General features: G+C 60.2%; 23 protein-coding genes. 13 read left to right on the forward strand and 10 right to left on the reverse strand.

The window, feature by feature from the left end; translation table 11 throughout:
* The first annotated feature begins 26 nt into the window (after window positions 1-26).
* From leuS to holA, 3 genes are read left to right on the forward strand one after another with little or no spacing between them, the layout of a single operon-like run.
* Window positions 27-2,561 carry a leucine--tRNA ligase gene (leuS, locus tag ACR0DB_RS17905; RefSeq protein ID WP_480552357.1) on the forward strand — a complete coding sequence of 845 codons (2,535 nt, stop codon included), beginning with the start codon at window positions 27-29 and terminating at the stop codon, window positions 2,559-2,561.
* On the forward strand, window positions 2,548-3,039 hold the full coding sequence (locus ACR0DB_RS17910; protein WP_170774815.1) for an LPS assembly lipoprotein LptE: 492 nt from the start codon (window positions 2,548-2,550) through the stop codon (window positions 3,037-3,039). The genes leuS and ACR0DB_RS17910 overlap by 14 nt, the downstream gene beginning before the upstream one ends.
* Window positions 3,036-4,064: a DNA polymerase III subunit delta gene (gene holA / locus ACR0DB_RS17915; RefSeq protein WP_480552359.1), complete on the forward strand. Its 1,029-nt coding sequence runs from the start codon at window positions 3,036-3,038 to the stop codon at window positions 4,062-4,064. Before ACR0DB_RS17910 ends, holA begins: the two co-directional genes overlap by 4 nt.
* Here the strand turns inward: holA and ACR0DB_RS17920 are convergent.
* Complete coding sequence (locus ACR0DB_RS17920; RefSeq protein WP_480552361.1) at window positions 4,061-5,239, reverse strand: TIGR03862 family flavoprotein; 1,179 nt, start codon at window positions 5,237-5,239, stop codon at window positions 4,061-4,063. The two genes, holA and ACR0DB_RS17920, sit on opposite strands and share 4 nt — an antisense overlap.
* A gap of 45 nt (window positions 5,240-5,284) precedes the next feature.
* On the opposite strand from ACR0DB_RS17920, the gene ACR0DB_RS17925 reads away from it, so the two are divergent.
* Window positions 5,285-5,581, forward strand: coding sequence for an HNH endonuclease (locus tag ACR0DB_RS17925; RefSeq protein ID WP_480552363.1), 297 nt, complete (start codon window positions 5,285-5,287; stop codon window positions 5,579-5,581).
* Here the strand turns inward: ACR0DB_RS17925 and ACR0DB_RS17930 are convergent, their stop codons facing one another.
* From ACR0DB_RS17930 to ACR0DB_RS17940, 3 genes are read right to left on the reverse strand one after another with little or no spacing between them, the layout of a single operon-like run.
* The gene (locus tag ACR0DB_RS17930) at window positions 5,582-6,319 is read right to left on the reverse strand and encodes a VOC family protein (RefSeq protein WP_480552365.1); all 738 of its coding nucleotides are present in this window, start codon (window positions 6,317-6,319) and stop codon (window positions 5,582-5,584) included.
* Window positions 6,316-6,924: an enoyl-CoA hydratase/isomerase family protein gene (locus tag ACR0DB_RS17935; protein WP_480552367.1), complete on the reverse strand. Its 609-nt coding sequence runs from the start codon at window positions 6,922-6,924 to the stop codon at window positions 6,316-6,318. The genes ACR0DB_RS17930 and ACR0DB_RS17935 overlap by 4 nt, the downstream gene beginning before the upstream one ends.
* The gene (locus ACR0DB_RS17940) at window positions 6,921-7,664 is read right to left on the reverse strand and encodes an SDR family oxidoreductase (protein ID WP_480552369.1); all 744 of its coding nucleotides are present in this window, start codon (window positions 7,662-7,664) and stop codon (window positions 6,921-6,923) included. The genes ACR0DB_RS17935 and ACR0DB_RS17940 overlap by 4 nt, the downstream gene beginning before the upstream one ends.
* A gap of 140 nt (window positions 7,665-7,804) precedes the next feature.
* On the opposite strand from ACR0DB_RS17940, the gene ACR0DB_RS17945 reads away from it, so the two are divergent.
* From ACR0DB_RS17945 to lpxK, 5 genes are all read left to right on the forward strand, one after another.
* Window positions 7,805-9,328 carry a DUF2125 domain-containing protein gene (locus ACR0DB_RS17945; protein WP_480552370.1) on the forward strand — a complete coding sequence of 508 codons (1,524 nt, stop codon included), beginning with the start codon at window positions 7,805-7,807 and terminating at the stop codon, window positions 9,326-9,328.
* Between the two features lie 188 nt (window positions 9,329-9,516).
* Window positions 9,517-10,863, forward strand: a complete 1,347-nt coding sequence (locus tag ACR0DB_RS17950; RefSeq protein WP_480552371.1) for a TldD/PmbA family protein — start codon at window positions 9,517-9,519, stop codon at window positions 10,861-10,863.
* Window positions 10,850-11,650, forward strand: coding sequence for an inositol monophosphatase family protein (locus ACR0DB_RS17955; RefSeq protein WP_480552372.1), 801 nt, complete (start codon window positions 10,850-10,852; stop codon window positions 11,648-11,650). Before ACR0DB_RS17950 ends, ACR0DB_RS17955 begins: the two co-directional genes overlap by 14 nt.
* Window positions 11,647-12,882: a 3-deoxy-D-manno-octulosonic acid transferase gene (locus ACR0DB_RS17960; RefSeq protein ID WP_480552373.1), complete on the forward strand. Its 1,236-nt coding sequence runs from the start codon at window positions 11,647-11,649 to the stop codon at window positions 12,880-12,882. The genes ACR0DB_RS17955 and ACR0DB_RS17960 overlap by 4 nt, the downstream gene beginning before the upstream one ends.
* Entirely contained in the window at window positions 12,869-13,867 is a 999-nt protein-coding gene (gene lpxK, locus ACR0DB_RS17965; RefSeq protein ID WP_480552374.1) for a tetraacyldisaccharide 4'-kinase, read from the forward strand. Before ACR0DB_RS17960 ends, lpxK begins: the two co-directional genes overlap by 14 nt.
* A 38-nt stretch (window positions 13,868-13,905) precedes the next feature.
* Here the strand turns inward: lpxK and ACR0DB_RS17970 are convergent, their stop codons facing one another.
* Together ACR0DB_RS17970 and ACR0DB_RS17975 are read right to left on the reverse strand one after the other, a co-directional pair.
* A complete protein-coding gene (locus tag ACR0DB_RS17970; protein WP_480552375.1) occupies window positions 13,906-14,562 on the reverse strand; it encodes a DsbA family protein in 657 nt (218 codons plus the stop codon).
* Window positions 14,563-14,576: 14 nt separating this feature from the next.
* Window positions 14,577-15,083: a DUF721 domain-containing protein gene (locus tag ACR0DB_RS17975; RefSeq protein WP_480552376.1), complete on the reverse strand. Its 507-nt coding sequence runs from the start codon at window positions 15,081-15,083 to the stop codon at window positions 14,577-14,579.
* Window positions 15,084-15,164: 81 nt separating this feature from the next.
* Between ACR0DB_RS17975 and mutY the strand changes: the two genes are divergently transcribed.
* Both mutY and ACR0DB_RS17985 read left to right on the forward strand, forming a co-directional pair.
* Window positions 15,165-16,220 (forward strand): A/G-specific adenine glycosylase, encoded by a 1,056-nt coding sequence (gene mutY, locus ACR0DB_RS17980; protein WP_480552377.1) that lies wholly within the window; start codon window positions 15,165-15,167, stop codon window positions 16,218-16,220.
* Between the two features lie 57 nt (window positions 16,221-16,277).
* The gene (locus tag ACR0DB_RS17985; RefSeq protein WP_480552378.1) at window positions 16,278-17,414 is read left to right on the forward strand and encodes an alkane 1-monooxygenase; all 1,137 of its coding nucleotides are present in this window, start codon (window positions 16,278-16,280) and stop codon (window positions 17,412-17,414) included.
* A 60-nt stretch (window positions 17,415-17,474) separates the two neighbouring features.
* Here ACR0DB_RS17985 and ACR0DB_RS17990 read toward each other — a convergent pair whose 3' ends face one another.
* From ACR0DB_RS17990 to ACR0DB_RS18005, 4 genes are all read right to left on the reverse strand, one after another.
* Window positions 17,475-18,875, reverse strand: a complete 1,401-nt coding sequence (locus ACR0DB_RS17990; protein WP_480552379.1) for an adenylate/guanylate cyclase domain-containing protein — start codon at window positions 18,873-18,875, stop codon at window positions 17,475-17,477.
* 138 nt (window positions 18,876-19,013) lie between these two features.
* Window positions 19,014-20,117, reverse strand: coding sequence for a DNA methyltransferase (locus tag ACR0DB_RS17995; protein ID WP_480552380.1), 1,104 nt, complete (start codon window positions 20,115-20,117; stop codon window positions 19,014-19,016).
* A gap of 107 nt (window positions 20,118-20,224) precedes the next feature.
* Window positions 20,225-20,842 carry a ribonuclease HII gene (locus tag ACR0DB_RS18000; protein ID WP_480552381.1) on the reverse strand — a complete coding sequence of 206 codons (618 nt, stop codon included), beginning with the start codon at window positions 20,840-20,842 and terminating at the stop codon, window positions 20,225-20,227.
* A 109-nt stretch (window positions 20,843-20,951) separates the two neighbouring features.
* Window positions 20,952-21,401, reverse strand: coding sequence for a hypothetical protein (locus ACR0DB_RS18005; protein ID WP_480552382.1), 450 nt, complete (start codon window positions 21,399-21,401; stop codon window positions 20,952-20,954).
* A gap of 178 nt (window positions 21,402-21,579) precedes the next feature.
* Here ACR0DB_RS18005 and ACR0DB_RS18010 point away from each other — a divergent pair, with 178 nt between their 5' ends.
* Window positions 21,580-21,867, forward strand: a complete 288-nt coding sequence (locus ACR0DB_RS18010; RefSeq protein ID WP_480552383.1) for a hypothetical protein — start codon at window positions 21,580-21,582, stop codon at window positions 21,865-21,867.
* Window positions 21,839-22,540 (forward strand): winged helix-turn-helix domain-containing protein, encoded by a 702-nt coding sequence (locus ACR0DB_RS18015; protein WP_170774855.1) that lies wholly within the window; start codon window positions 21,839-21,841, stop codon window positions 22,538-22,540. Before ACR0DB_RS18010 ends, ACR0DB_RS18015 begins: the two co-directional genes overlap by 29 nt.
* Window positions 22,541-22,552: the final 12 nt, after the last annotated feature.

Genomic DNA, 22,552 nt, shown 5'->3' on the forward strand with positions numbered 1-22,552 from the left:
CGTTTTCATTCACGAAGGACCGCACGATGTCGCGCTACTCGGCCAACGAAATCGAAGCAAAATGGCAAGAGGCCTGGGACAAGGCCGGAATCTTTGCCGCTAATCACAAGGCGGACAAGCCGAAATACTACGTGCTTGAGATGTTCCCCTACCCGTCTGGCCGAATCCATATGGGACACGTACGCAACTACACGATGGGCGACGTGATCGCGCGGCACAAACTGGCGACTGGGCACAACGTGCTGCATCCAATGGGCTGGGACGCATTCGGGATGCCTGCCGAGAACGCTGCGATGGCTATCGGCGGCCATCCCAAAGACTGGACCTACGGCAACATCGCCGACATGCGAGGGCAAATGAAACCGCTTGGCCTGTCGATCGACTGGTCGCGCGAATTCGCCACTTGTGACCCGGAATATTACGGCCAGCAACAGGCGTTGTTTCTGGATATGCTTGAGGCCGGGCTCGTCTACCGCAAGAACGCCGTGGTGAACTGGGACCCGGTGGACATGACTGTTCTGGCCAATGAACAGGTGGAAAACGGGCGCGGCTGGCGCTCGGGCGCTCTGGTCGAGCGGCGCGAACTGACGCAGTGGTTCTTTAAGATCAGCGACTATTCCGAAGAATTGCTCGGCGCGCTGGACACACTGGAAAACTGGCCCGCCAAGGTACGGTTGATGCAGGAAAACTGGATCGGCAAATCGCGCGGCCTGCAGTTCAGCTTTGAACGCACCGATGGTGCCGAGCCGATCACCGTCTACACGACTCGCCCCGATACGCTGATGGGCGCGTCTTTTGTGGGTATCTCCCCCGATCACCCGATTGCCAAGCAGTTGGAGGCTGAAAACGCCGAAGTCGCTGAATTCGTGGCCGAATGCCGCAAGGGCGGCACCACCGAAGAAGCGATCGAGACCGCCGAAAAGCTGGGCTATGACACCGGCATCACCGTCAAACACCCGCTGGACCCGAATTGGGAACTGCCAGTCTGGATCGCGAACTTCATCCTGATGGATTACGGCACCGGCGCAATCTTTGCCTGCCCAGCCCATGACCAGCGTGATTTGGACTTCTGCCGCAAATACGGTCTGCCGGTGGTCGATACATTCTTTGCACTGGACGATGACACCCCGGTGGACAAAATCGCTTTCGTTCCGCCGAAAACCGAGAAAGTCCGCTGGGTGAATCACTTCGCCGGCCTCACTGAGGCGACGGGTGATGAGGCCATCAACACCACCGTCGATTTCGCCGAAAAGGCGGGCTGGGGCGAAGGTGTCACCAAATATCGCCTGCGCGACTGGGGTCTGAGCCGCCAGCGCTACTGGGGCTGCCCGATTCCCGTGGTGCATTGTGATTCCTGTGGTGTGGTGCCCGAAAAGAAAGAGAACCTGCCAGTTCGCCTGCCCGACGATGTGACATTCGACAAACCCGGCAACCCGCTGGATCGTCACCCGACCTGGCGTGACTGCGAATGCCCGTCCTGCGGGGCCCCGGCCAAACGCGAGACCGACACGATGGACACGTTCGTCGATTCGTCGTGGTATTTCGCCCGTTTCACCGCGCCTCGTGCCGAAACCCCGACCGATCTGGCCGAGGCCGAATACTGGATGAACGTGGATCAGTATATCGGCGGCATCGAACATGCGATTCTGCACTTGCTATATTCGCGCTTCTTTGCGCGGGCCATGCAGATCACCGGCCACTTGCCCAAAAAGGCCATCGAGCCGTTCAACGCGCTGTTCACCCAAGGCATGGTCACGCATGAAATCTACCAGACCCGCGACACCAATGGCCGCCCGGTCTACCACCTGCCCGAGGACGTGACCGACGGCAAACTGGCCGACGGTACCGAGGTCGAGATCATCCCTTCGGCCAAAATGTCCAAATCTAAGAAAAATGTGGTGGATCCGGTCAGCATTATCTCAGCCTTTGGTGCAGATACCGCGCGCTGGTTTGTGCTGTCCGATTCGCCGCCCGAACGCGACGTGGAATGGACCGCATCCGGGGCCGAGGCCGCCTTTAAGCACCTCAGCCGCGTGCATCGCATCGCCACTGAGATCGCCGAATCCGATGCGCCCGCCAATGCCGAGGATGAAACCCTGCTGCGTGAAATGCACAAAGCCATTCATGATGTGTCAGGCGGGGTCGAATCCTTTGGTTTCAATGCCTCGATCGCCAAGCTTTACGCCTTTACCAATACACTGGCGAAATCCAAGGCGGGCGCAGCTGCCAAACGTCAGGCGGCCAAAACACTGGCGCAGCTGATGTCCCCGATGACCCCGCACCTGTCAGAAGAGCTGTGGCAATTGCTGGGCGGTGAGGGGCTGGTTGCCACCGCCGCGTGGCCCGTCGCAGATGAGGCGATGCTGGTCGACGATACCGTCACCCTGCCCATTCAGATCAATGGCAAGCGCCGCGCGGAAATCAGCGTTCCATTGGAAATGGACAAGGCCGAGGTTGAAAAAATCGCGCTCAGCACCGAAGCTGTGCAAAAGGCGCTGGATGGCAATGCGCCGAAAAAGGTGATCGTTGTACCGGGCCGGATCGTGAATGTCGTTGTTTGACCGCAGAACCCTGTTGATGCTGCCGCTGGCACTCGCTGCCTGCGGCTTTGAACCGGTCTATGCCCCCGGTGGCGCTGGCGCGGCTCTGGACGGGCGTGTCACAGTATCGGCGCCGAATTCAACCAACAGTTTTCTGCTGGTCCAGAATCTGGAACAACGGCTGGGCCGCAGTGCAAATTCGGGTAACGCCTATAATCTTGATGTCGATGTCTCGACTGTAGTTCGTTCTGCCGCGATCACCCAGACCAACGAGACCAACCGTCTGAATATCGAAGGCACCGCGACCTACGCGCTGCGGTCGAATGAGACCGGGCAGATTTTGGCCTCGGGCCGGGTAAACAATTTCGTCGGCTATTCCGCAGCCGGTTCAACCGTGTCGACTCTGGCGGACGAGCGGGATGCGATGCAGCGGCTGATGGTGATTCTGTCGGACCAGATCGTAACCGAGCTTTACACCGTCCCGGGACTTGGCACATGAAGCTCAGCCCACGCGAGGCTGAGGGGTATTTTGCGCGGCCTGACGCCGACAAGCTTGGGTTGCTGATATACGGCTCGGATGCGATGCGTGTGGCGTTGAAGCGCCAGCAGGTTCTGGCGGCCCTTCTGGGCGCAAATGCCGAAGAAGAGATACGCTTGACGCGGATGCCCGGCAGCGATCTGCGCGGCGACCCGGCCCTGTTGCTGGATGCGGTAAAAGCCGTCGGGTTCTTTCCCGGCCCACGCGCTGTGTTTGTCGAGGATACCACCGACGTGGCTGCCCCTGCGATCCTTGCAGCCTTCGAGGATTGGGCGCCCGGTGACGCTCAGATCATCGTCACCGCCGGGCTATTGAAACCCAGCTCGAAAATCCGCAAGGCCTTTGAAGCACACCCTTCTGCCTATGCGGTCGGCATCTACGACGATCCCCCATCGCGGGCCGAGGTCGAACGGGTTCTGTCCGAGGCCGGGTTGAAGAACATCCCGTCCGATTCCATGTCGGCGATAACCGAACTTGCAGCCGGAATCAGCCCCGGAGACTTTGCGCAAACCATTGAAAAGCTGTCCCTATACAAGCGCGGAGACAGCTCTGAGCTGACCATCGAGGATATCGAAGCCTGCGCCCCCCGCTCGACCGAGGCCGCGCTGGACGATGTTCTGAACGTGGTGGCCGAGGGCCGTGCGGGCGAAATCGGCCCGCTGATCCGCCGCTTGCAATCGCAGGGCACCAACGCGGTGACTTTGTGCATTGGGGCCACCCGGCATTTTCGCACGCTCTACGCCTGCGCATCGGACCCTGGTGGGGCGGCGCAGGGAATCGGCAAGCTGCGTCCGCCAGTCTATGGCAAACGGCGCGACCGGATCCTGCGGCAGGCGCAGGGCTGGGGTGCGCCAAAGCTGCAAACCGCGCTGACCGTTCTGACCGATACGGACCTGTCCTTGCGGTCCGCTGGTCAAACCGCACCCGCCATGGCATTGGTGGAACGCGCCATGATCCGTCTGGCAATGCTGGCCCGGTCGCGTTAGCGCGCCAGCCATTGCACAGCCCCACGCCCGGCCCAGCGCCCAGTGGCGAGGCACGCGGTCAGAAGATACCCCCCCGTCGGGGCCTCCCAATCCAGCATCTCACCCGCGCAGAACACGCCGGGTTTGGCCATTAGCATCAGGTGGTCATCCATAGCGTCTCGCCGGATCCCACCTGCGGTTGAGATCGCCTCATCCATCGGGCGCAGCTGCGCGCCAACGATGGGTAAGTGTTTGAGCGACGCCGCTTCGCGCCCTTGCGGCGCACCTGCGTGCTTGGACATCTCATGAAACAGAGCAATTTTCTGTGGCGGTAGTTTCAGAGCCTTTTTCAGCCATTGAGACAACGTTGTTTTCGCGCTTTTTGCCTCAAACCTCGCCTGCAAAGCTTTCGCACCCAGATCGGGCACCAGATCGACATTAAGATCCGCTCCCCGACGTAGCGCCGGTGTAAGCGAATACAGCCCGCCGCCTTCCAGCCCGGTGGCAGAGATCGTGGCCTCACCCCTGCTGTGCAACTCTCCGGCCATCCAGCGCACCGATTTCAGCGCCTTGCCGAAATGCGGCTGCATATGCGGGCTCCACGCCACCGACAGCGCCGAATTCGCCGGTTCGAACGAAGCCAGCGACACGCCTTTCTCTGCAAGCATCTGCGCCCATTGACCATCTGACCCTAGCCGCGCCCAACTGGCCCCGCCCAGCGCCAGCACGGTCGCGTCGGGTTTGATAACCTGCGGCACCTCAGACGTGTCAAAACGCAGCGCGTCGCCATCCCAACCCAGCCAGCGCCAGCGGGTTCGGATCTGCACACCCGCCTCGTCCAACCGCCGCAGCCAGGCCCGCAACAGCGGCGAGGCTTTCATCACAGTGGGAAACACCCGTCCTGTCGAGCCGGTGAACAGCTCTTGTCCCAGCCCACGCGCCCAATCCTGCACGGCGTCGGCATCAAATTCGGCCACCATCGGGCGCAGCCAATCCGCTGCGCCGCCATAGTTGGGCATCAGCGCTGCGAACGGTTCATCCTTGGTCAGATTCAAGCCGGATTTGCCTGCCATCAGAAACTTGCGCGCGACAGAAGGCTTGGCCTCGGCCACCAGCACGTCGTGACCCGCTGCGGCAAGCTGCTCTGCCGCCATCAGACCCGCAGGCCCGGCCCCGATTACAACTGCTTTTGCCATTGCTGTCCTCTTGCCTTTCACTCGCCCAGAGGCACAGTCTGCCCCATGTCCGACCGCGACCCCATCTGCCCACTATGTGACCGCCCCATTCCTAACGGGGGCGGAAGCCTGCACCATCTGATCCCAAAACTCAAAGGGGGCAAGGGCGGGCCCACGGTTTTACTGCACGTGATCTGCCACAAAGAGGTCCACGCCACATTGTCCGAAGCCGAACTGGCCCGCAATTTCAACACGGTCGAGGCCCTGCGTACACACCCTCGAATTGAGAAATTCCTGAACTGGGTGCGCAAACGCCCGCCCGGCTTTCGCTCAAAAGTTCCGGGCAAGCGGCGCGGACGCTGATCAGCCCGGCCAGACCCGATCCCCGAACGCATCGTGGATAGGCGCGGGTAGCCCTTCGATCTCAATCCCGCGATAATCCGGCGAGGGTGCGAATTGCGCACCTGCCACGTTCTGAAATTCCAAGGTCGTGTAGGGACGTTTCCACAGCCATTCCCGGTTCGCCACGGCCCACGGATCGGCATCCGGGGGCGTATCGTCGGTGAAGGCATAGAAATGCAGATCGAACCCATACTGGGCAACATCCTGCATCGACAAAAGGCGCATGCCCTGCGCGCGGCAGAACCTGTCCTCGGCCCCGATATCGCCTGTGCGCAGGGTGATCTGACCGATCCGAGCCTGCGCAAACGGATCACTGGGGTCCGCCGCGTTTTCCGGGCGGTTGCCCTCAAAATCATGTTGCAGCAGTTCGATGACAAACCCCTCAGGGTCGGTCAGGTGGCACATATAGCCGATGTCCAGAAACTGCCGAGGGGCCGAGACCTCAACCCCCTTTCGCCGCAGATAGGCCGCTGCCAGATCGACGTTGGGAAGGGTAATGCCAATCTTCCAATAGCGCTGGCCTTGGTCGTTGCTATAGCCCCCACCCCCTGGCATCAGCAGCAGATCGGCATCTTCGCCCGCATATCCCAGACGCAGGCTCGCCCCCTGTTCTTGCGCGCGCATGCCCAGAAGCCCAGTGTAGAACGCGGACAGGCGTTCAGGGTCCGCGACCCGAAGACGGATAGCAGATAATCTCATGGGCAAAGCTCGGCAATTCCAGCCGCGATTTTCGGATCGGCGCTCAGGCTGTCTAACACCAGATCCTGTGCCGTCTGCATCAACGCGTCAGGTTCAACCACACGATCGACCAGACCGAAGGCAAAGGCTTCATCCGCAGCGATCTTTTGCCCGGCCATCAGGATCATCTTGGTCCGGGATGGCCCGATCAGCGCTGCCATACGACCCGGATCAGACGGTTGAGGCAAAAACCCCAGCTTCATGACCGGGTAGAAAAACTTGGCCGTGGGCACGGCAATGCGGATGTCACAGGCCAGAACCATCCCGTTGGCCCCGCCCGCCAGCGTCCCGTTCAGGGCCGCCACGGTCAGGCATGGCAGCGCTGCAATGGCTCCGGACAGACGTTCCCACAAATCCGAGGTTGCCAGCCCTGCCCGCGCCTCATCCAGATCGGCACCAGCGCTGAACACCTTGCCCGCGCCGGTCAGGATCAAGGCGCGTGCCTCTGTCGCGGCTTCGGCTATTTCGCATAGTTCGGTCAGCATTGCCCCGGTCAGCGCATTGGCCTTTCCGGGGTTGTTCAGCGTAACGGTCCAAAGCCCGTCCGCCTTACTTAACTCAATCACGTCAGACCTACCCGTTGTCGAATGTCCTCGCGGCGTAGCGATATCTCATCACCCAGAAACTCATCGGCGTCCTTGGTGCACATCCATAGCAACGCGCGCGCGGGCCAATCGGCGGGGATGTGATCGCTCCACTCCAACTGGCTGACAGCGTTGATGCCGCTGGCTTTGATCACGCGCTGCATATCCGTGGCCACAGTACCCGGAGATAGCCCCATCGCGCGGATGCCGTGAATGGATTCCTCAAGATGCAAACACTCGGTCAGCATCTTCGCCCCGGCCTTGGAGGCGCAATAGTGGCTCCACGCCTCAATCGCGTTCGAGGCCGCGCCGGACGAGATGGTGATCACCGTCCCTCCACCGGCTGCCCGCATAATCGGCAACGCGGCGCGCATCCCGTAGAAAACGCCCTTGAGGTTAATATCGATCGCCTTACACCAAGCCTCGACATCGGCATTCGACAGATGAAAGATCGGATCAATCACACCCGCATTGCCGATCAGCACGTCCAGCCCGCCAAAGCGGTCCACGCAATCGGCCACGGCCTGTTCGACCTGCGCAAAATCGCTGACGTCACATTGCAACGCAATCGCATTCTCCCCCAGCGAAGCCGCCAGAGCATCGATCTGGTCCCTGTTGCGCGCAACAAGGGCGACATTCGCCCCGGCCGCGGCAAAAACGCGCCCTGCTTCGGCCCCGATGCCGCGACTGGCCCCAGTTATCAGTACGGTTTTTCCTTGCATGTGGACCCTGTACCTCCGTTGTTTTGAGATTGTGTAAACCTCTACCTCGCTAACGGGGAAAGGGTCCAGCCCTTGCCCCTTGACGCCCGACGCCACAGGCACGACGATGCCCGCAAAATTGATCAAGAAGGGTTCTTGTAATGTCCGTTTTCCTTCGCCGCAGCAGCGGCGCTGTTTTGGCCTATGCCGTCATTTCCCAAGGCGCGTTTGCCGATGTTACTGCACAGGATGTGTGGAACGACTGGCAAAGCTATCTGTCCCAGATGGGCTACACGGTCGAGGCGCAGCAATCAGCCAATGGCAATGTACTTAGCATCACGGACATGAACCTGAACATGGTTCTGCCCGAAGAGGACAGCAGCTTTAAAATGCAGGTCCGGCAGATGACGCTGACCGAAAACGGCGATGGAACCGTCAGCATTTCCCTGCCCGAAACTCTGCCGATGACTGTCTCGGGTGAGGGTGAGGGCGAGGCGTTCTCGGCCAAGATCCTATACACCCACAAAGGTCTGAACATGGTCGTGTCGGGCAGCCCGGATGAGATGACCTATGACTACACCGCCGACACGTTGGGGATCACGCTGGACGAGATAACGGCCAATGGTGAAACTCTGCCCAGCGACGTTTTGGGTGTGGCCGTGCAGCTTGCCGATCTGGCAGGCAGTTCACGCATGAAGATCGGTGAAAACCGCGATATAGACCAGACCTTCACCGCCAGCGCACTCAGCTATGATCTGGCCTTCGACGACCCTGAAAACGACGATACCGGCAAGATCGACGGCAATTTGGAACAGCTTGCATTTGAAGGCACCAACGTCATCCCGTCGAATTTCGATGTCTCGGACCCTCTGGCCTTTTATCAAAACGGTTTCGAATTCTCGGGGCTGTTTACCTATGCCTCGGGCAAGACGGCCATCGCGGGAACCTCGGACGGAGAAGCATTTGACATGAGCAGTTCCTCTGAAGGGGGGCGGTTCGGTGCCAGTTTTGACGCGCAGCGTCTGGCCTATGATCTGGAGCAGAACAGCACCAAGCTGGCTGTGACCACGGCAGACCTGCCTTTCCCAATCGAGATTGCGATGGCCAATGCCGGGCTGAAATTCGAATTCCCGGTGCAGAAATCCGAAGAAATCCAACCGTTCGGCTTTGCCTTCAACCTGACCGATTTCACCATGTCGGACGTATTGTGGAGCATCTTTGACCCCGCAGGTGCGCTGCCGCGTGATCCGGCCACCATTGCTTTGGATATGGCGGGCACTGCAAAAATCCTGACCGATTTCTTCGACCCCGAAGCAGTCGAGTCGCTGGCCTTGTCCGAAGACGCGCCGGGTGAGTTGCATTCGCTGAAGATCAACGAGCTGCTGGTGTCTCTGGTCGGTGCAAAACTGACCGGTGAGGGCGACTTCACCTTCGACAACACCAATACGCAAGAACTGGGCGGCCTGCCCACACCTGTCGGCAGCACCACATTGCAACTGGTCGGGGCCAATAAGTTGATCGACACGCTGATCAGCATGGGATTGGTTGCGGAAAGCGATGCCCTGGGCGCGCGGATGATGATGGGTCTGATGGCCGTTCCTGGCGAAGAACCCGATACGCTGAATTCCAAGATCGAATTCACCGAGGATGGCCAAATTCTGGCCAATGGTCAGCGCATCAAGTGACCTGCACTGTCAGAGGGTGGTCATCACCTGCCCTCTGACGTCCTTTCCGGTTCGAACCCGGTGACGATTTTCCATTGCCCTGAAATGCGCCCTGCGTTCACGCAACTTCGTTGTGCCCAATGGCATTGGGGGCCTTGCGGGACGCCCGGTCCGGGGCTAGGTCCAATACAACCACACCCGGAGGCCTTATGACCCGCGCACTCGAAGAAATCAGCCAGAACCTGCTGGATGCGGCTCGCAAAGCGGGGGCCGAGGCTGCCGATGCCATTGTATTGGACGGCTCCTCCGTGTCGGTCGAGGTGCGCGCCGGGGCGTTGGAACACGCCGAACGGTCGGAAGGTACCGATCTTGGGTTACGTGTGTTTCTGGGCAAGCGGCAGGCGATCGTATCCAGCTCGGACAGCCGCCCCGAGACCCTGACGGCAATGGCAGAACGTGCCGTCGCCATGGCAGGCGAAGCCCCCGAAGACCCATTTACCGGCCTTGCTGAACCCGACCAGCTTGCCAAAACTTGGGACATGCAGGCGCTGGAGCTGTTCGACCCATCCCCCGAACCCACGGCCGAAGCCCTGTTACAGGACGCATTGGCCGCCGAGGCCTCGGCGCTGGCTGTTGATGGGGTGTCTCAGGTCTCGGATGCGGCGGCGGCCTATGGGACGCACCGGGTGCATTTGGCAGCCAGCAATGGATTTTCCGGCGGTTATACTCGGTCCAGCCGGTCAACATCCTGCGTGGCGATCTCGGGCGAAGGCACCGGGATGGAGCGGGACTATGATGGTGACAGCCGCACCTTTCAGACCGATCTGCGCGCACCCGACGAGATCGGCCGCACCGCCGGGGAGCGTGCGGTTCAGCAAGTGGGCGCACGGAAACCAACCACCGGCACCTTTCCGGTTCTGTTTGACGAGCGCATCTCGTCCTCGCTGATCGGGCATTTGCTAGGGGCCAGCAACGGCGCAGCCATTGCGCGCGGCGCATCCTGGCTGTCGGATTGTCTCGGCAAACAGGTTCTGCCCAAGCATATATCCCTGATCGAAGACCCGCATCGCCCGCGCATTGCCGGATCCCGCCCGTTTGACGCCGAAGGCCTGCCAACCCGACGTCGGGCGATTGTCGAAAACGGCGTTCTGACCGGGTGGACCTTGGATCTGGCCAGTGCGCGCAAGTTGGACATGACCTCGACGGGTAACGCTGCACGTGGCGTCTCGGGCCCCCCGTCACCCAGCAACTGGAACCTAGGCCTGACGCAAGGCGATCAAAGCCGGGCGGACCTGCTGCGCGACATGGGAACCGGGCTGTTGGTGACGTCGATGATCGGGTCAACCATCAACCCCAATACAGGCGACTATTCCCGTGGCGCATCGGGCTTTTGGGTCGAAAATGGCGAGATCACCTATCCGGTCAATGAATGCACCATTGCGGGTAATCTGCGCGACATGTTGAAACGGATCGTTCCGGCCAATGATGCGCGCCCCTATATGTCTCGCGTGGTGCCGTCGTTGCTGATCGAAGGGATGACACTTGCCGGCAACTGACCTGCCTCTGCTGATCGACGCCGCATTGGAGGCCGGAAAGATCGCTACCCGCTATTCGGGCACCACGGCCCAGCGCTGGGACAAACCCGGCGGCGCGGGCCCGGTGACCGAAGCCGATCTGGCGGTGAACGCGATGCTGGAGCAGAAGCTGCCTGCTGCCCGGCCCGGCTATGGCTGGCTCAGCGAAGAGACCGAGGATTCCCAAGCGCGGCTTACAAAAGACCGGGTGTTCATCATCGACCCGATCGACGGCACGCGCAGCTTTGCCGAAGGCTCGCGGACCTGGGCGCATTCGCTAGCCGTTACAGAAGGCCAAGAAGTTACGGCAGCTGTTATATACTTACCCCGCCGCGACCTGCTTTTTGCGGCAGCCAAAGGGCAGGGAGCAACGCTAAACGGCACCGCAATACGCGTGTCTGGCATCGACGATCTGAACAGCGCTGAAGTTCTGGCAGCCAGACCAAATATGGACGCCAGCCATTGGCGCAATGGCACAATTCCCGGCTTTCAGCGCAACTACCGCCCGTCGCTGGCTTATCGCATGGCTACGGTTGCGCAAGGGCGGTTCGACGGGATGCTGACGCTGCGCCCAAGCTGGGAATGGGATATCGCCGCCGGTGATCTGATCATCCGCGAAGCGGGCGGAGTGTGTTCCGACCGAATGGGCGGGCCGCTGCGCTTCAACAACCCGCATCCCCGCCTAAATGGGGTCGTCGCTGCAGGGGCCGCCTTGCACAGCCGTATAACCAAAATGCTGGAGCCGGAAAGCACCGGACCCTGGTCATGACCAAGACGCGCTCGATGAGCTTGACGGCCTATCGCGTCCTGTCTTGGGGGGTGTCCAGCGCAGGAGACACCGCCTACGCCCCACGCCCCGGGGGTGAATTGATCTGGATACATATCGGCGCGCGGGACCGGCAGCGGGCAGTGGTCGATTTTTGCCAGCGCCTGCAACAGGTCCGACCCGATCTGTCGATCCTGTTGACAGCCCCGCCGGATGCAGACCTGTCTCGCTGGCCGTCGGGCGACTATCCCCTGATCAACCTGCCATCCGAACAGACCGGCGCCGCGCGCGCTTTTCTAGAGCATTGGCGCCCAGATATCGGCCTTTGGATTGGCGGCGGGCTGATGCCCAACCTGATCACGCGGGCGCAGGAAAGGGGCATCCCTCTGATCCTTGCCGAAGCCGCCTATCACTTCAACATCGCACCGGGTGGACGCTGGCTGCCAGACCTGACCCGACTGACCTTCGACAGTTTCACCTCCATCCTAACCACGAATAACGAAGCCGCCCGGCAAATCCGCCGGCTGGGTATCTCGTCCTCGAAAGTGGGCACAGCTCCGCCCCTTCTGGTCAGCCCCAACCCCCGCCCCTGGCCTGAGGATGAGTTGATCGAGATGACGCATGCCCTGTCTGGTCGCCCCGTGTGGCTGGCTTCCTGGGTGCAGGACAAGGAATTCATCTCGGTTCTCAGCGCCCATAGGCAAGCGACCCGAATGCTGCCCAGGCTGGCCCTTGTGCTGCATGTCGCGGATATCTACGAGGCAGCCCCGCTGCACCGACGGCTCGAGGCGATGGACCTGCGCTGCGTCAACTGGGATGAAGGCGGAACAATCGAGGACAACACGCAGGTGATCCTGTCCTCGGATGCCGAAGCTTTGGGTCTCTGGCAGCGCGTTTCGGCCGTGACCTTCATCGGCAGCACGCTGGAGCGGGGGTCAGGCGGGCGGGATCCGTTGATTGCGACTGCCCTGGGCTCGGCGGTTATTCACGGCCCGTTTGTACATCAACACCAACAGATATACGATCAACTTGACTGGGTGGGTGCCGCAAGAGTGGTCAGAAGTGCAACCGAACTGGGCGACGCTGTTGTGGAAAGCCTGGCCCCGGACCGCGCCGCCGATATGGCGCTGGCCGGATGGCAGGTCGTGACCGAGGGCGCACCGCAGGCGGACCGCCTGATCGAATTGGTGCAGGACACATTGGATCAGCGGGGATCAGATCATGCGGGCACCTGATTTCTGGCATACCGCACCTGACCGATTGGCAATCCGGGCACGACTGCTATCTCCGCTTGGGCGACTATACGCGGCCGCAACCGCCCGGCGCGTTGCGGCCCAGCCGGGTCTAACACCCGGCGCACCAGTGATCTGCGTTGGCAACCTGAATGCGGGCGGCACCGGGAAGACCCCCACCGTGATCTGGATGATCGAACAGTTGCGCGATGCGTGGCATCAGACCCATGTGGTGACACGCGGCCATGGCGGATCGCTGGACGGGCCGGTGCGTGTTGATCCGGCCAAGCATTCCGCAGCCGAGGTCGGGGACGAGCCGCTGTTGCTGGCCGCCTTTGCCGATGTCTGGGTGGCAAAGGACCGCGCCGCCGGGGCCAAAGCCGCCGCCGAGGCCGGAGCGACGGTGATCGTGCTGGATGACGGGTTTCAGAACCCCTCGGTCGCCAAGGATTTCTCGGTCATCGTGGTGGATGCCCAGCGCGGGTTCGGCAACGGGTTGTGCCTGCCTGCCGGACCGTTGCGCGAACCGGTCGATGTGGGCCTGAAACGTGCCGATCTCGTCCTGTCACTAGGGGATGCCGCCGCGCAGACCGAATTTACCAACAGATGGGGGCTGAAGCTGACCGTTCCCCACGCCACGGGTGTGGTCGAGGCGCTGCAAACCGGGATGGACTGGGCCGACACGCCGGTTCTGGCCTTTGCCGGGATCGGCCACCCGGAGAAGTTCTTTGCAACCCTGCGCCAGCAAGGCGCAACCCTGTTGAGAGCCGAAGCACTAGACGATCACCAGCCACTGACCCCAGCCTTGATGACCCGGTTGGAAAATGAGGCGCGCCTGCTCGGTGCACAGATGGTCACGACCGAGAAAGACGCCGTTCGCCTGCCCGCAGCGTTCCGCAGCAAGGTCATCACCCTGCCCGTTCGCCTAAATGTCGCGGACGGCGACAGGGTCAAACAAATGCTGTTGCAAGTTGCCCCATCGCCCTAAAAAGCGACCAGCCGAAAAGGGCCGGTCGCCATATAGGCTTAGCTGCCCAGTTCGTCTTCGATCAGCTTCTTGAACGCGTCATAGGACTGGTTCTCGACCGCTTTGCCGTTCACGATGAAGGACGGAGTGGCCTGAACGCCGTCACGCTCGGCGTTTTCCTGATACCAGGCCACCAGAGTGCGGGCACGGTCGCCATCCTGCAAGCACGCCTCAAGCTGGTCATTGTCGATCCCGGCCAGACGCCCGATCTTGCGCAGCTCATCCACGATCTCAGCCGGGCCACCCGCGCGGGTCCATTCGGACTGGCCTTCATAGATCAGATCCGAGATGCCAAAGAACTTGTCAGGACCGGCGCAACGCGCCACCATCGACGCCCACAGGCCGTAGCGGTCGAAATACACCTCGCGGTAGATGAACTTGACCTTGCCAGTGTCGATGAAATCCTTCTTGAGCTGCTTATACGGCCCTTTGTGGAAATTCGCGCAATGCGGGCAGGTGTAGGATGCATATTCGATGATCTCGACCGGTGCGTCCTCGGCCCCCAGCGTCATCTCGACGATGGTCGAGGTGTCCAGCTCGGCCTCTTGCGCCTCGGCGCTGCCGATCAGCGAAAACGACGCGTTCGGTGACGACAGCAAAAAACTGCCTGCGGCAATGGCGACGGCCGCGCAGATTCCGGTTGCAATACGGCTCATGTATCAGCCCTTTCTCAGCGTTTTTGTTTGGATAGAACGTTACGGCCCAGACGTTCAAGGGCTGCACGCAGATCGCCATCATGGACGCCTTGCGCTGCCCGGTCCGCCTCGGCCGCGATTTCCGGTTTCAGTATGGGTTTCGCCGGCTTCGCTTTGTGATCGAAACTGGCCTGCCCCTCGGCAAATCCTGTCGGAGCGGTTTGGGTAATGCGCACCCGGCTGATGGCGTTATAGCCGTAGACCGCATTCACCTTGCCGCGCAGCTGTTCCTTTTGCATTTCCAGCATCGGGGCTTGCGGGCCAGTGGTCAGCACGGTCAGCGTTGCCCCCATGCCGCCCTTGCCATAGCCCACATTCACAGGGCGCGCGATGGCAGCCATATCCTGCCCTACAATCTCGGCCCAGTGGGTCAACAGGCGCGACACAGCAAAGCCCCGGCTTTCACCGGCGCGTCTGATCTGGTCGTTCAGCAATGTCGCGGTGCGTTTGAACCCGCGGGTCGAAGAACGTCTGCGCTGCATCTGGTTTCCAACTCCTGCACTACTATTGTAGAGGGCAGGACACCGGGCGCCAGCGAAACCCGACAGGGAGATGATTAAAAATTGCGTGACACAGGCGAATTTGACGTCAGCAGCGAATTGCTGGACTGGTACGACCGCCACGCCCGCAAGATGCCGTGGCGCGTCAGCCCCGTTGACCACGCCGCCGGAGTGCGGCCTGACCCCTATCGCGTCTGGCTATCCGAGGTAATGCTGCAACAGACCACCGTGGCCGCCGTGCGAGACTATTTCATGCGGTTCACAACGCGCTGGCCCACGGTGCAGGCGCTCGCCGCCGCCCCAGATGATCAGGTCATGGGCGAATGGGCCGGGCTGGGCTACTACGCCCGCGCTCGCAACCTGCTGAAATGCGCGCGAGCGGTGGCTGAAGATCACGACGGCATCTTCCCAGACACCTATGACACGTTGCTGGACTTGCCCGGCATCGGCCCTTATACCGCCGCCGCAATCTCGGCCATCGCCTTTGACCGCCCCGAAACCGTGCTGGATGGGAATGTCGAACGCGTCATGGCCCGGCTCTACAACATTCACGACCCGCTGCCCGGCTCGAAACCTGCGCTAAAGAACAAAGCCGCAACGCTGACACCTGACGTACGACCCGGAGACTACGCGCAGGCTGTCATGGATCTGGGGGCCACGATCTGCACGCCCAAATCACCTACCTGCGGGATTTGCCCGCTGCGCGATCCCTGCCTGTCGCGCAAGGCCGGAACGCAGGCTGACCTGCCGCGCAAAACGCCCAAAAAACCAAAGCCCACGCGCTATGGCCATGTCTATATCGCCCAGCGTAACGATGGCGCGCTGCTGCTTGAGCGTCGCCCGGACAAAGGCCTGCTGGGTGGGATGTTGGGCTGGCCCGGATCAGATTGGTCGGATGCGCCAGCCGAGACACCGCCCTTCCCGGCGGATTGGCAGGCACTGCCCGGCGAGGTGCGCCACACCTTCACCCATTTCCACCTGATTCTGCGCATCTGGACCGCCCCCCTGCCGGGAGATCTAGCCCCGAATGACCTGATCATCATGGACAAACACACGTTCCGACCCAAAGTTCTTCCAACTGTGATGCGCAAGGCGCTTGACCTCTGGCTCGGGCAGTAACAGGTTTTTCAAAAAGGCCTCTGGAGCATCCCAGAAGCGGTCATTCGGAGTTGGCGCATGATTTCATCCGACACCCTGTCCCGCTGGCAATCAGCGCTGCCCTTCTGGGTATCCTTCATGCTGATTCCCATAATCTGGATATCGGCCACCCTTGGTGGCTGGTGGGTTCTTCTTGTGCCGATTTTCACCTGGTGGGCCTTTGCGATACTGGACCTGCTGACCGGGCTGGAGCTGAACAACGCGGACCCCGACACCCCCGACAAAGGCCTGCGCTGGTACATCCTGCTGACCAATATCTGGGTCCCGGTGCAGTTCATCTCGCTGTTCGGTCTGATCTGGTTTGCCACCCACACTGATCACCTGTCCTTGGCGTCCAAGATCGGGTTGTTCTTCGGCATGGGTGTCATCTCTGGCACAATCGGGATCAACTACAGCCACGAACTGATGCATCAAAAAGGCCGGTTCGAGCGTTGGCTGGGCGATATTCTTCTGGCCATGGTCCTCTATTCGCATTTCCGGTCCGAGCATCTGCTGGTGCATCACCGCTATGTCGGCACCCCTCGAGACCCAGTGACCGCCCGCTATAATGAAGGGTTTCACCGCTTTTATCCCCGCGTCCTGCAGCAGTGCCTGACCTCGGCCTTCAAGGCCGAGCGCGACAAGCTGGCGCGGAAAGACCGCCCATGGACGGACGCTTCGAACCCCTTCTGGCGCTATTGGGTGTTGCAAGGCGGTATGGTGCTGCTGGCCCTTGGGGTCGGAGGGTGGTCCGGCGTCGCCCTGTTCCTGCTTCAGGCCGGTGTCGCGATCTGGCAGCTGGAGTTGGTCAACTATGTCGAACATTACGGCCTGACCCGCAAGCATCTGGGCGATGGGAAATACGAACACGTCAAGCCGCATCATTCCTGGAATGCATCACAAAAAGCGTCAAACTGGCTGCTGATCAATCTGCAACGGCATTCGGACCACCACTATAAACCCAATCGCCGTTTTCCCCTTTTACAACACCATTCCGAAGACGCCGCTCCGCAACTGCCCTACGGTTACCCTGTGATGACCGTCGCCGCCATGATCCCACCCGTTTGGCGGCGCGTCATGAATCCGCGCGTTCGCGCCTGGAGACGCCACTACTACCCCGAGGTCAGCAACTGGAAGCCCTACAACAAGTCGCAAAACCCGCTGCCTCGAGCGTGACCGCAGCGCGCGCCCGCGCGCTGCCCGGCCCAACGATCTGCCTTGCATCTATGATGCAATTTAGATCGGCGGGAGCGCCCGCATCACCCAGATATCCATGGGGTGCGCAACCCCGCGCACGGACTGGCCCGGCAGCTTTTCAAACCCCTCTATCAGGGTCGCGGCATTGAGTCCTTCCATTGTAAGCTGGCTGCAAACCTCGTCGCTCAATATCACCTGAGCCATTTTGACTCGGGTCAAAGCCTCGAGCTTGGCCGCCACATTGACCGCGTCTCCGATCACTGCAAATTCCAACCGGTTCGCGCCGATATCGCCCAAAACCACCGGCCCATAGTGCACTCCGATACCCACGTGGATTTCCGGCTCACCCGCGCGGCGCCTGTCAGTATTCCATTGATTGATCACACGGGTCATGTCGCGCGCGCAGGCCACCGCATTGCTGGCATCCAAAGGCGTCGGCACCGGCGTGCCAAAGGTCGCCATCAACCCGTCGCCCAGATATTTGTCCAACGTGCCATGATGGCGAAACACTTCAGTTTCCATACGCGCATGAAACCCGCGCAGCACCTCGATCACTTCATAAGGATCACGACCCGCCGCGTATTTTGTAAAGCCCACGATATCAATAAACAGAACCGCAATACTCTCTTTTCGCACCTGCTTCAGCGGTTCGTCATTCTGGCTCAGCTCATCCACCACATTGGGCGAGAAATAGCGCGACAGGTTTGCCCGTTCCCGCTCAAGCCCGGCGTTTGTCATCAGCAAGCGATTCAGCCGCCTCATCGAAATGCCCAGCGTGACCGCGACCATGATAAAAACAACCACCTGCTGAATGCGTTGCGAGGGCATAAAACTGTTTGGGTCCATCAACTCAGCCACATCCGGGTACTCTGCTAATGCTTCGGCAACGCGCTCGCTGATACCGGGGATCGGCGTGGCGACCCACCATGCAATGATCCAGCCAACGGTCCACATCATCGCGGTCCAGGACCCGATCGCCACAACCGTCCGCCAAGAATAAGCCAATGTCCCGGCGGCCAGAATGATGAAGAAATACTGGAAGTTGTCGAACCGGTACTGCATCGCCAACGGGCGCACATCGTCACTGAACGGGTTCGGGACGATCATCCCCAGCGTCATGATTAGAAGGTCCACAAAGATCAGCAGCAACTCGGTCCGCGACTGCCCGACCTGCCCCGCCCGTCGGATCAACCAGCCATTGGCGCAGATCAGCAACAGGATGAAATGGTACCACAACACCTCCCAATGAGGGTTCAGGAATACCAGCAGAATGCCGGTCAACCCCATGGCGATCCAACGTGCGCGTACCGCCAGCTCCAGTCCTTCTCGCTTGTGTCTCTCTAGCGCGGCCTCGGTGTATTTGTTGTCCAAGTCGACCGGATCCGGGCGAGTGACGAAAAACCGGCTGAAGCGGGATTGACTGGCTGTGGTGTCCGACATGGCTGAGGCTCCCTCGATGCGCGGCGGGCTTTGCAGAAGTCATATAGAAGTGAGAATGTGTTGAAAACAAAAGACCCCGCCGAAGACCGGCGGGGCAAGGCTTAGTGCCTTGTGTCAGGCCACAGGCACCGGCGGTATTCAGTTGTGCATTTCAGCCCGGATTTGCTGACGCAGCACGTCGATCGGCACGGTCTTGCCGTCGCGTTTGAAGCACCAATAGGTCCAGCCGTTACAGGAAGGCGCGTTTTCCAAATGCGCCCCCACCTGATGGATCGAGCCTTTGACATTTTGCCCGACCAGCGTGCCATCGGCGCGCACCTTGGCCTTGTGACGCTGGTTCATGGAATAGAGCTCTTCCCCTGGACGCAGCATGCCGCGTTCGACCAACTGGCCAAAGGGCACGCGCGGCTCGGCGCGTTTGCTGGCGCTGACTTCCAGCGCCTCGCGGTCGAATTTGCGAACCTTGGCGATGCGTTTTTCGGCCACTTTGCGATAACTTTCCTCGCGTTCGATCCCGATGAACTCGCGGCCCAGCATCTTGGCGACAGCGCCGGTCGTGCCCGTACCAAAAAACGGGTCCAGCACCACATCGCCCGGATTGGTCGAACCGACCAGCACCCGATGCAGCAGCGATTCAGGCTTTTGCGTTGGATGCGCCTTATCGCCGTTTTCATCTTTCAGACGTTCATGCCCTGTGCAAATCGGCAGCACCCAGTCGCTGCGCATCTGTACGCCCTCATTCAGCGCCTTCAGCGCCTCGTAATTGAACGTGTATTTTGCACCTTCACGTTTGGACGCCCAAATCATCGTTTCATGCGCATTGGTGAACCGCTTGCCACGGAAGTTAGGCATCGGGTTCGATTTGCGCCAAACCACGTCGTTCAGAATCCAGTATCCCGCATCCTGAAGGGCCGAGCCAACCCGGAAGATGTTGTGATAAGAGCCAATAACCCAGATCGCCCCATTGGGCTTCAACAGACGATGCGCTGCTTTCAGCCATTCGCGAGTGAACTGGTCATAGGCCCCGAAGCTGGAAAACTGATCCCAGTGATCATCAACCGCATCCACCTGAGAGTTATCCGGGCGGTGCAACTGGCCTTTCAGCTGCAAATTATACGGCGGGTCCGCAAAGATCAGGTCAACCGACGCCTCGGGCAGACTGTTCATCACATCGATGCAGTCCCCGGATAGAATCGTGTTTAAAGGGAGCGCTTTTGCGCCCTTTTTGGTGGTCGTAGTCATATCACTGCCTCAAGTGTCCACGGCGCTTTTGCGCTCATTTGGTTGAGACAAGGATGAGTCAAAGACGAATCGCCGTCAATTTCTTTTTTGAATCAGCGACTTACGATTTACTCTTGATACAAGATATTGTGGACCGGTTTAAACGAACGTCTATGGTGTGGGGTCACACCAAGATTTCGCAGCGCTTCGCGATGCATTTTTGTCGGATAACCTGCATTCGACTCCCACCCATAGCCGGGATGCTGTTGCGCCAAATCCACCATCAACTGATCGCGCCAGTTTTTCGCAAGGATCGAGGCCGCCGCAATCGACACCGACCGCGCATCTCCTTTGACAACCGCTTGCGCAGGGATGGTCAGCCCGCGCGGAACCATGTTCCCGTCGATCAGCAGATAATCCGGCGGAGGGTTCAAAGCAGCCACCGCGCGCTCCATTGCCAGATGCGAAGCGCGCAAGATGTTGTGCTCGTCTATCTCGGCCACTGTCGCCTCGGCCACTGCGAAATCAGCCTGTTCGCGAATGGCCGCATCCAAAGCCGCGCGACGTTTGGCTGTCAGCTTCTTGGAATCATTCAGTCCCTGAGGTATGTCGACCGGGTTCAGAATCACGGCTGCGGCAACAACAGGCCCGGCCAAGGGGCCCCGGCCCACCTCATCCACCCCGGCGATCCGAAGAAACCCGTCAGCCATGGCGGTCTGTTCAATATCGTAGGTTGGTGTCGTCATCCTTTTGGAAAATCCTGTTTCGGACCTTATCGCAACAAAAAAGAGAGGGCGGCTTGCGCCACCCTCTCCTGCGCGGCGCTTCTGCGACGCCGCTCCTGCTCGAAAACGGTTACTTGTAAACGACACGATAACCTTGCTGGCGCAGGCAGGCGGGTTCATAGGCCCGCTTGACCTTTTTGCCATTCCAGAAACCGACTTTGCACTCTCGCGGCAGGTTATTGGCATATTTGTAGTGTTTCTTGAGGCACCCGGTTCCAAGCAATTGATGACGGGGTGAATAGTGATCAAAGGTGCGCAGACATTTCTGCGGCAGATCGTATTTCGCCAGATGGTGCGGGCGGGGCCGCACGGGGTGATGGGGCTGGATATGTGTCTGGTGACGGCTGGCGCGTTTCTTGTCCTTTTCCTTGTTATAGTAGTGAACGCCCGCGCCGATGATGGCGATGGCGGCCAGACCGCCCAGAATATCCTTGGCATCCGCAGCCCGCGCCTGCGAGGCTGAAACACCCGTAACAGCGACGGCAGTTGCGATGATCAGGGCGATAAATTTCCGGTGCATGATGCGTGTCCTTTTGACCGTGTTGCGACGAACCCGGCTGGGCTCGTGAATTCGTTGGGTCAACACTGGGTTCACCGCCCTCCGACAAGCAATATCGGGACATTGTTATCGAATATCAGGGCCCGCAAACCCCTTAGGATATTGAATATCAGGGCTACCCATGCGCAGGATGCAGCCTATGAAACCTATCCTCTCTTCTCTGGCCTTTGCGGCCCTGGTATCGCTCGGCACGGCAGCGTCTGCGGCGGATTGCTTTGCGGATTACAAAGCCAAGCAGGACAATCCGTTGCGATTGCATTACGGCGTCATGCAGGTGTCGTCCTGCAACAAGGGTCAGGCGCAGCAAGAGGTGTCCCAGCGGCTGCGCGCCTCGGGCTGGACCCTGCTGAACGTGATGTCGGTTTTCGGACCGGAAGGGTTAGACAAGAGGAAGGCCGATGCCGGAAAATTCTATCTCCGTTACTGACGCGCGGCGATCCGGGGTACGGTTGGTCGGTGCTGGCATTGCCGCGATTGTCCTGATCCTGATCACTGCCGCAGTCTTCCTGTTCTGGTCCCTGCCCGACGCCAACGCGTTCAATGCCCGGGTCGAGCGGTTGTTCGTCGAAAGCGACCTGACCACACAGGCCGAGATCCGCCTGCTGGAGATTCTGGCGCAATCCGGCACTGCATTTGCCGACACTTTGTCCAGCTACCGTATGGTGATCTTCGTGCTGTTGGTCTTTGCCAGCGCGATGCTGGTCACGGCGTTGGTGTTTCTGGTGATGCTGGTCCTGTTGAACCGCCGCATGGCCCAGATCGAGCGTACCGGCATTCAGGTCACATCCCTGCTGATCAGCCGCGAAGAAAACACCGTCTACCTCAACAATATGGATTTCAAACTGACCCCTGCCGCGATGGAGACCTTGTCGGTTCTGGCGGAATCCCGACTGGATGACGAGGTCCTGTCCGGTGCCCAGATCGAGGCGGTTATCTCGGGCAAGGACGCCGCCGATTGCGAAGAGGCCGCAGGAGCAACCCGGATCAAACGCCTGCGCGACGCGCTAGGCAATCAGATGGTCAGTGAGTTGCTGGTCAAGAATATCGCCAAACGGGGATATATGCTGTCGATCGAAAAAGACGTGATCCAGATGGTCTGACCCCTCTGGCGC

The organism is Ruegeria sp. AB6, from assembly GCF_056542685.1.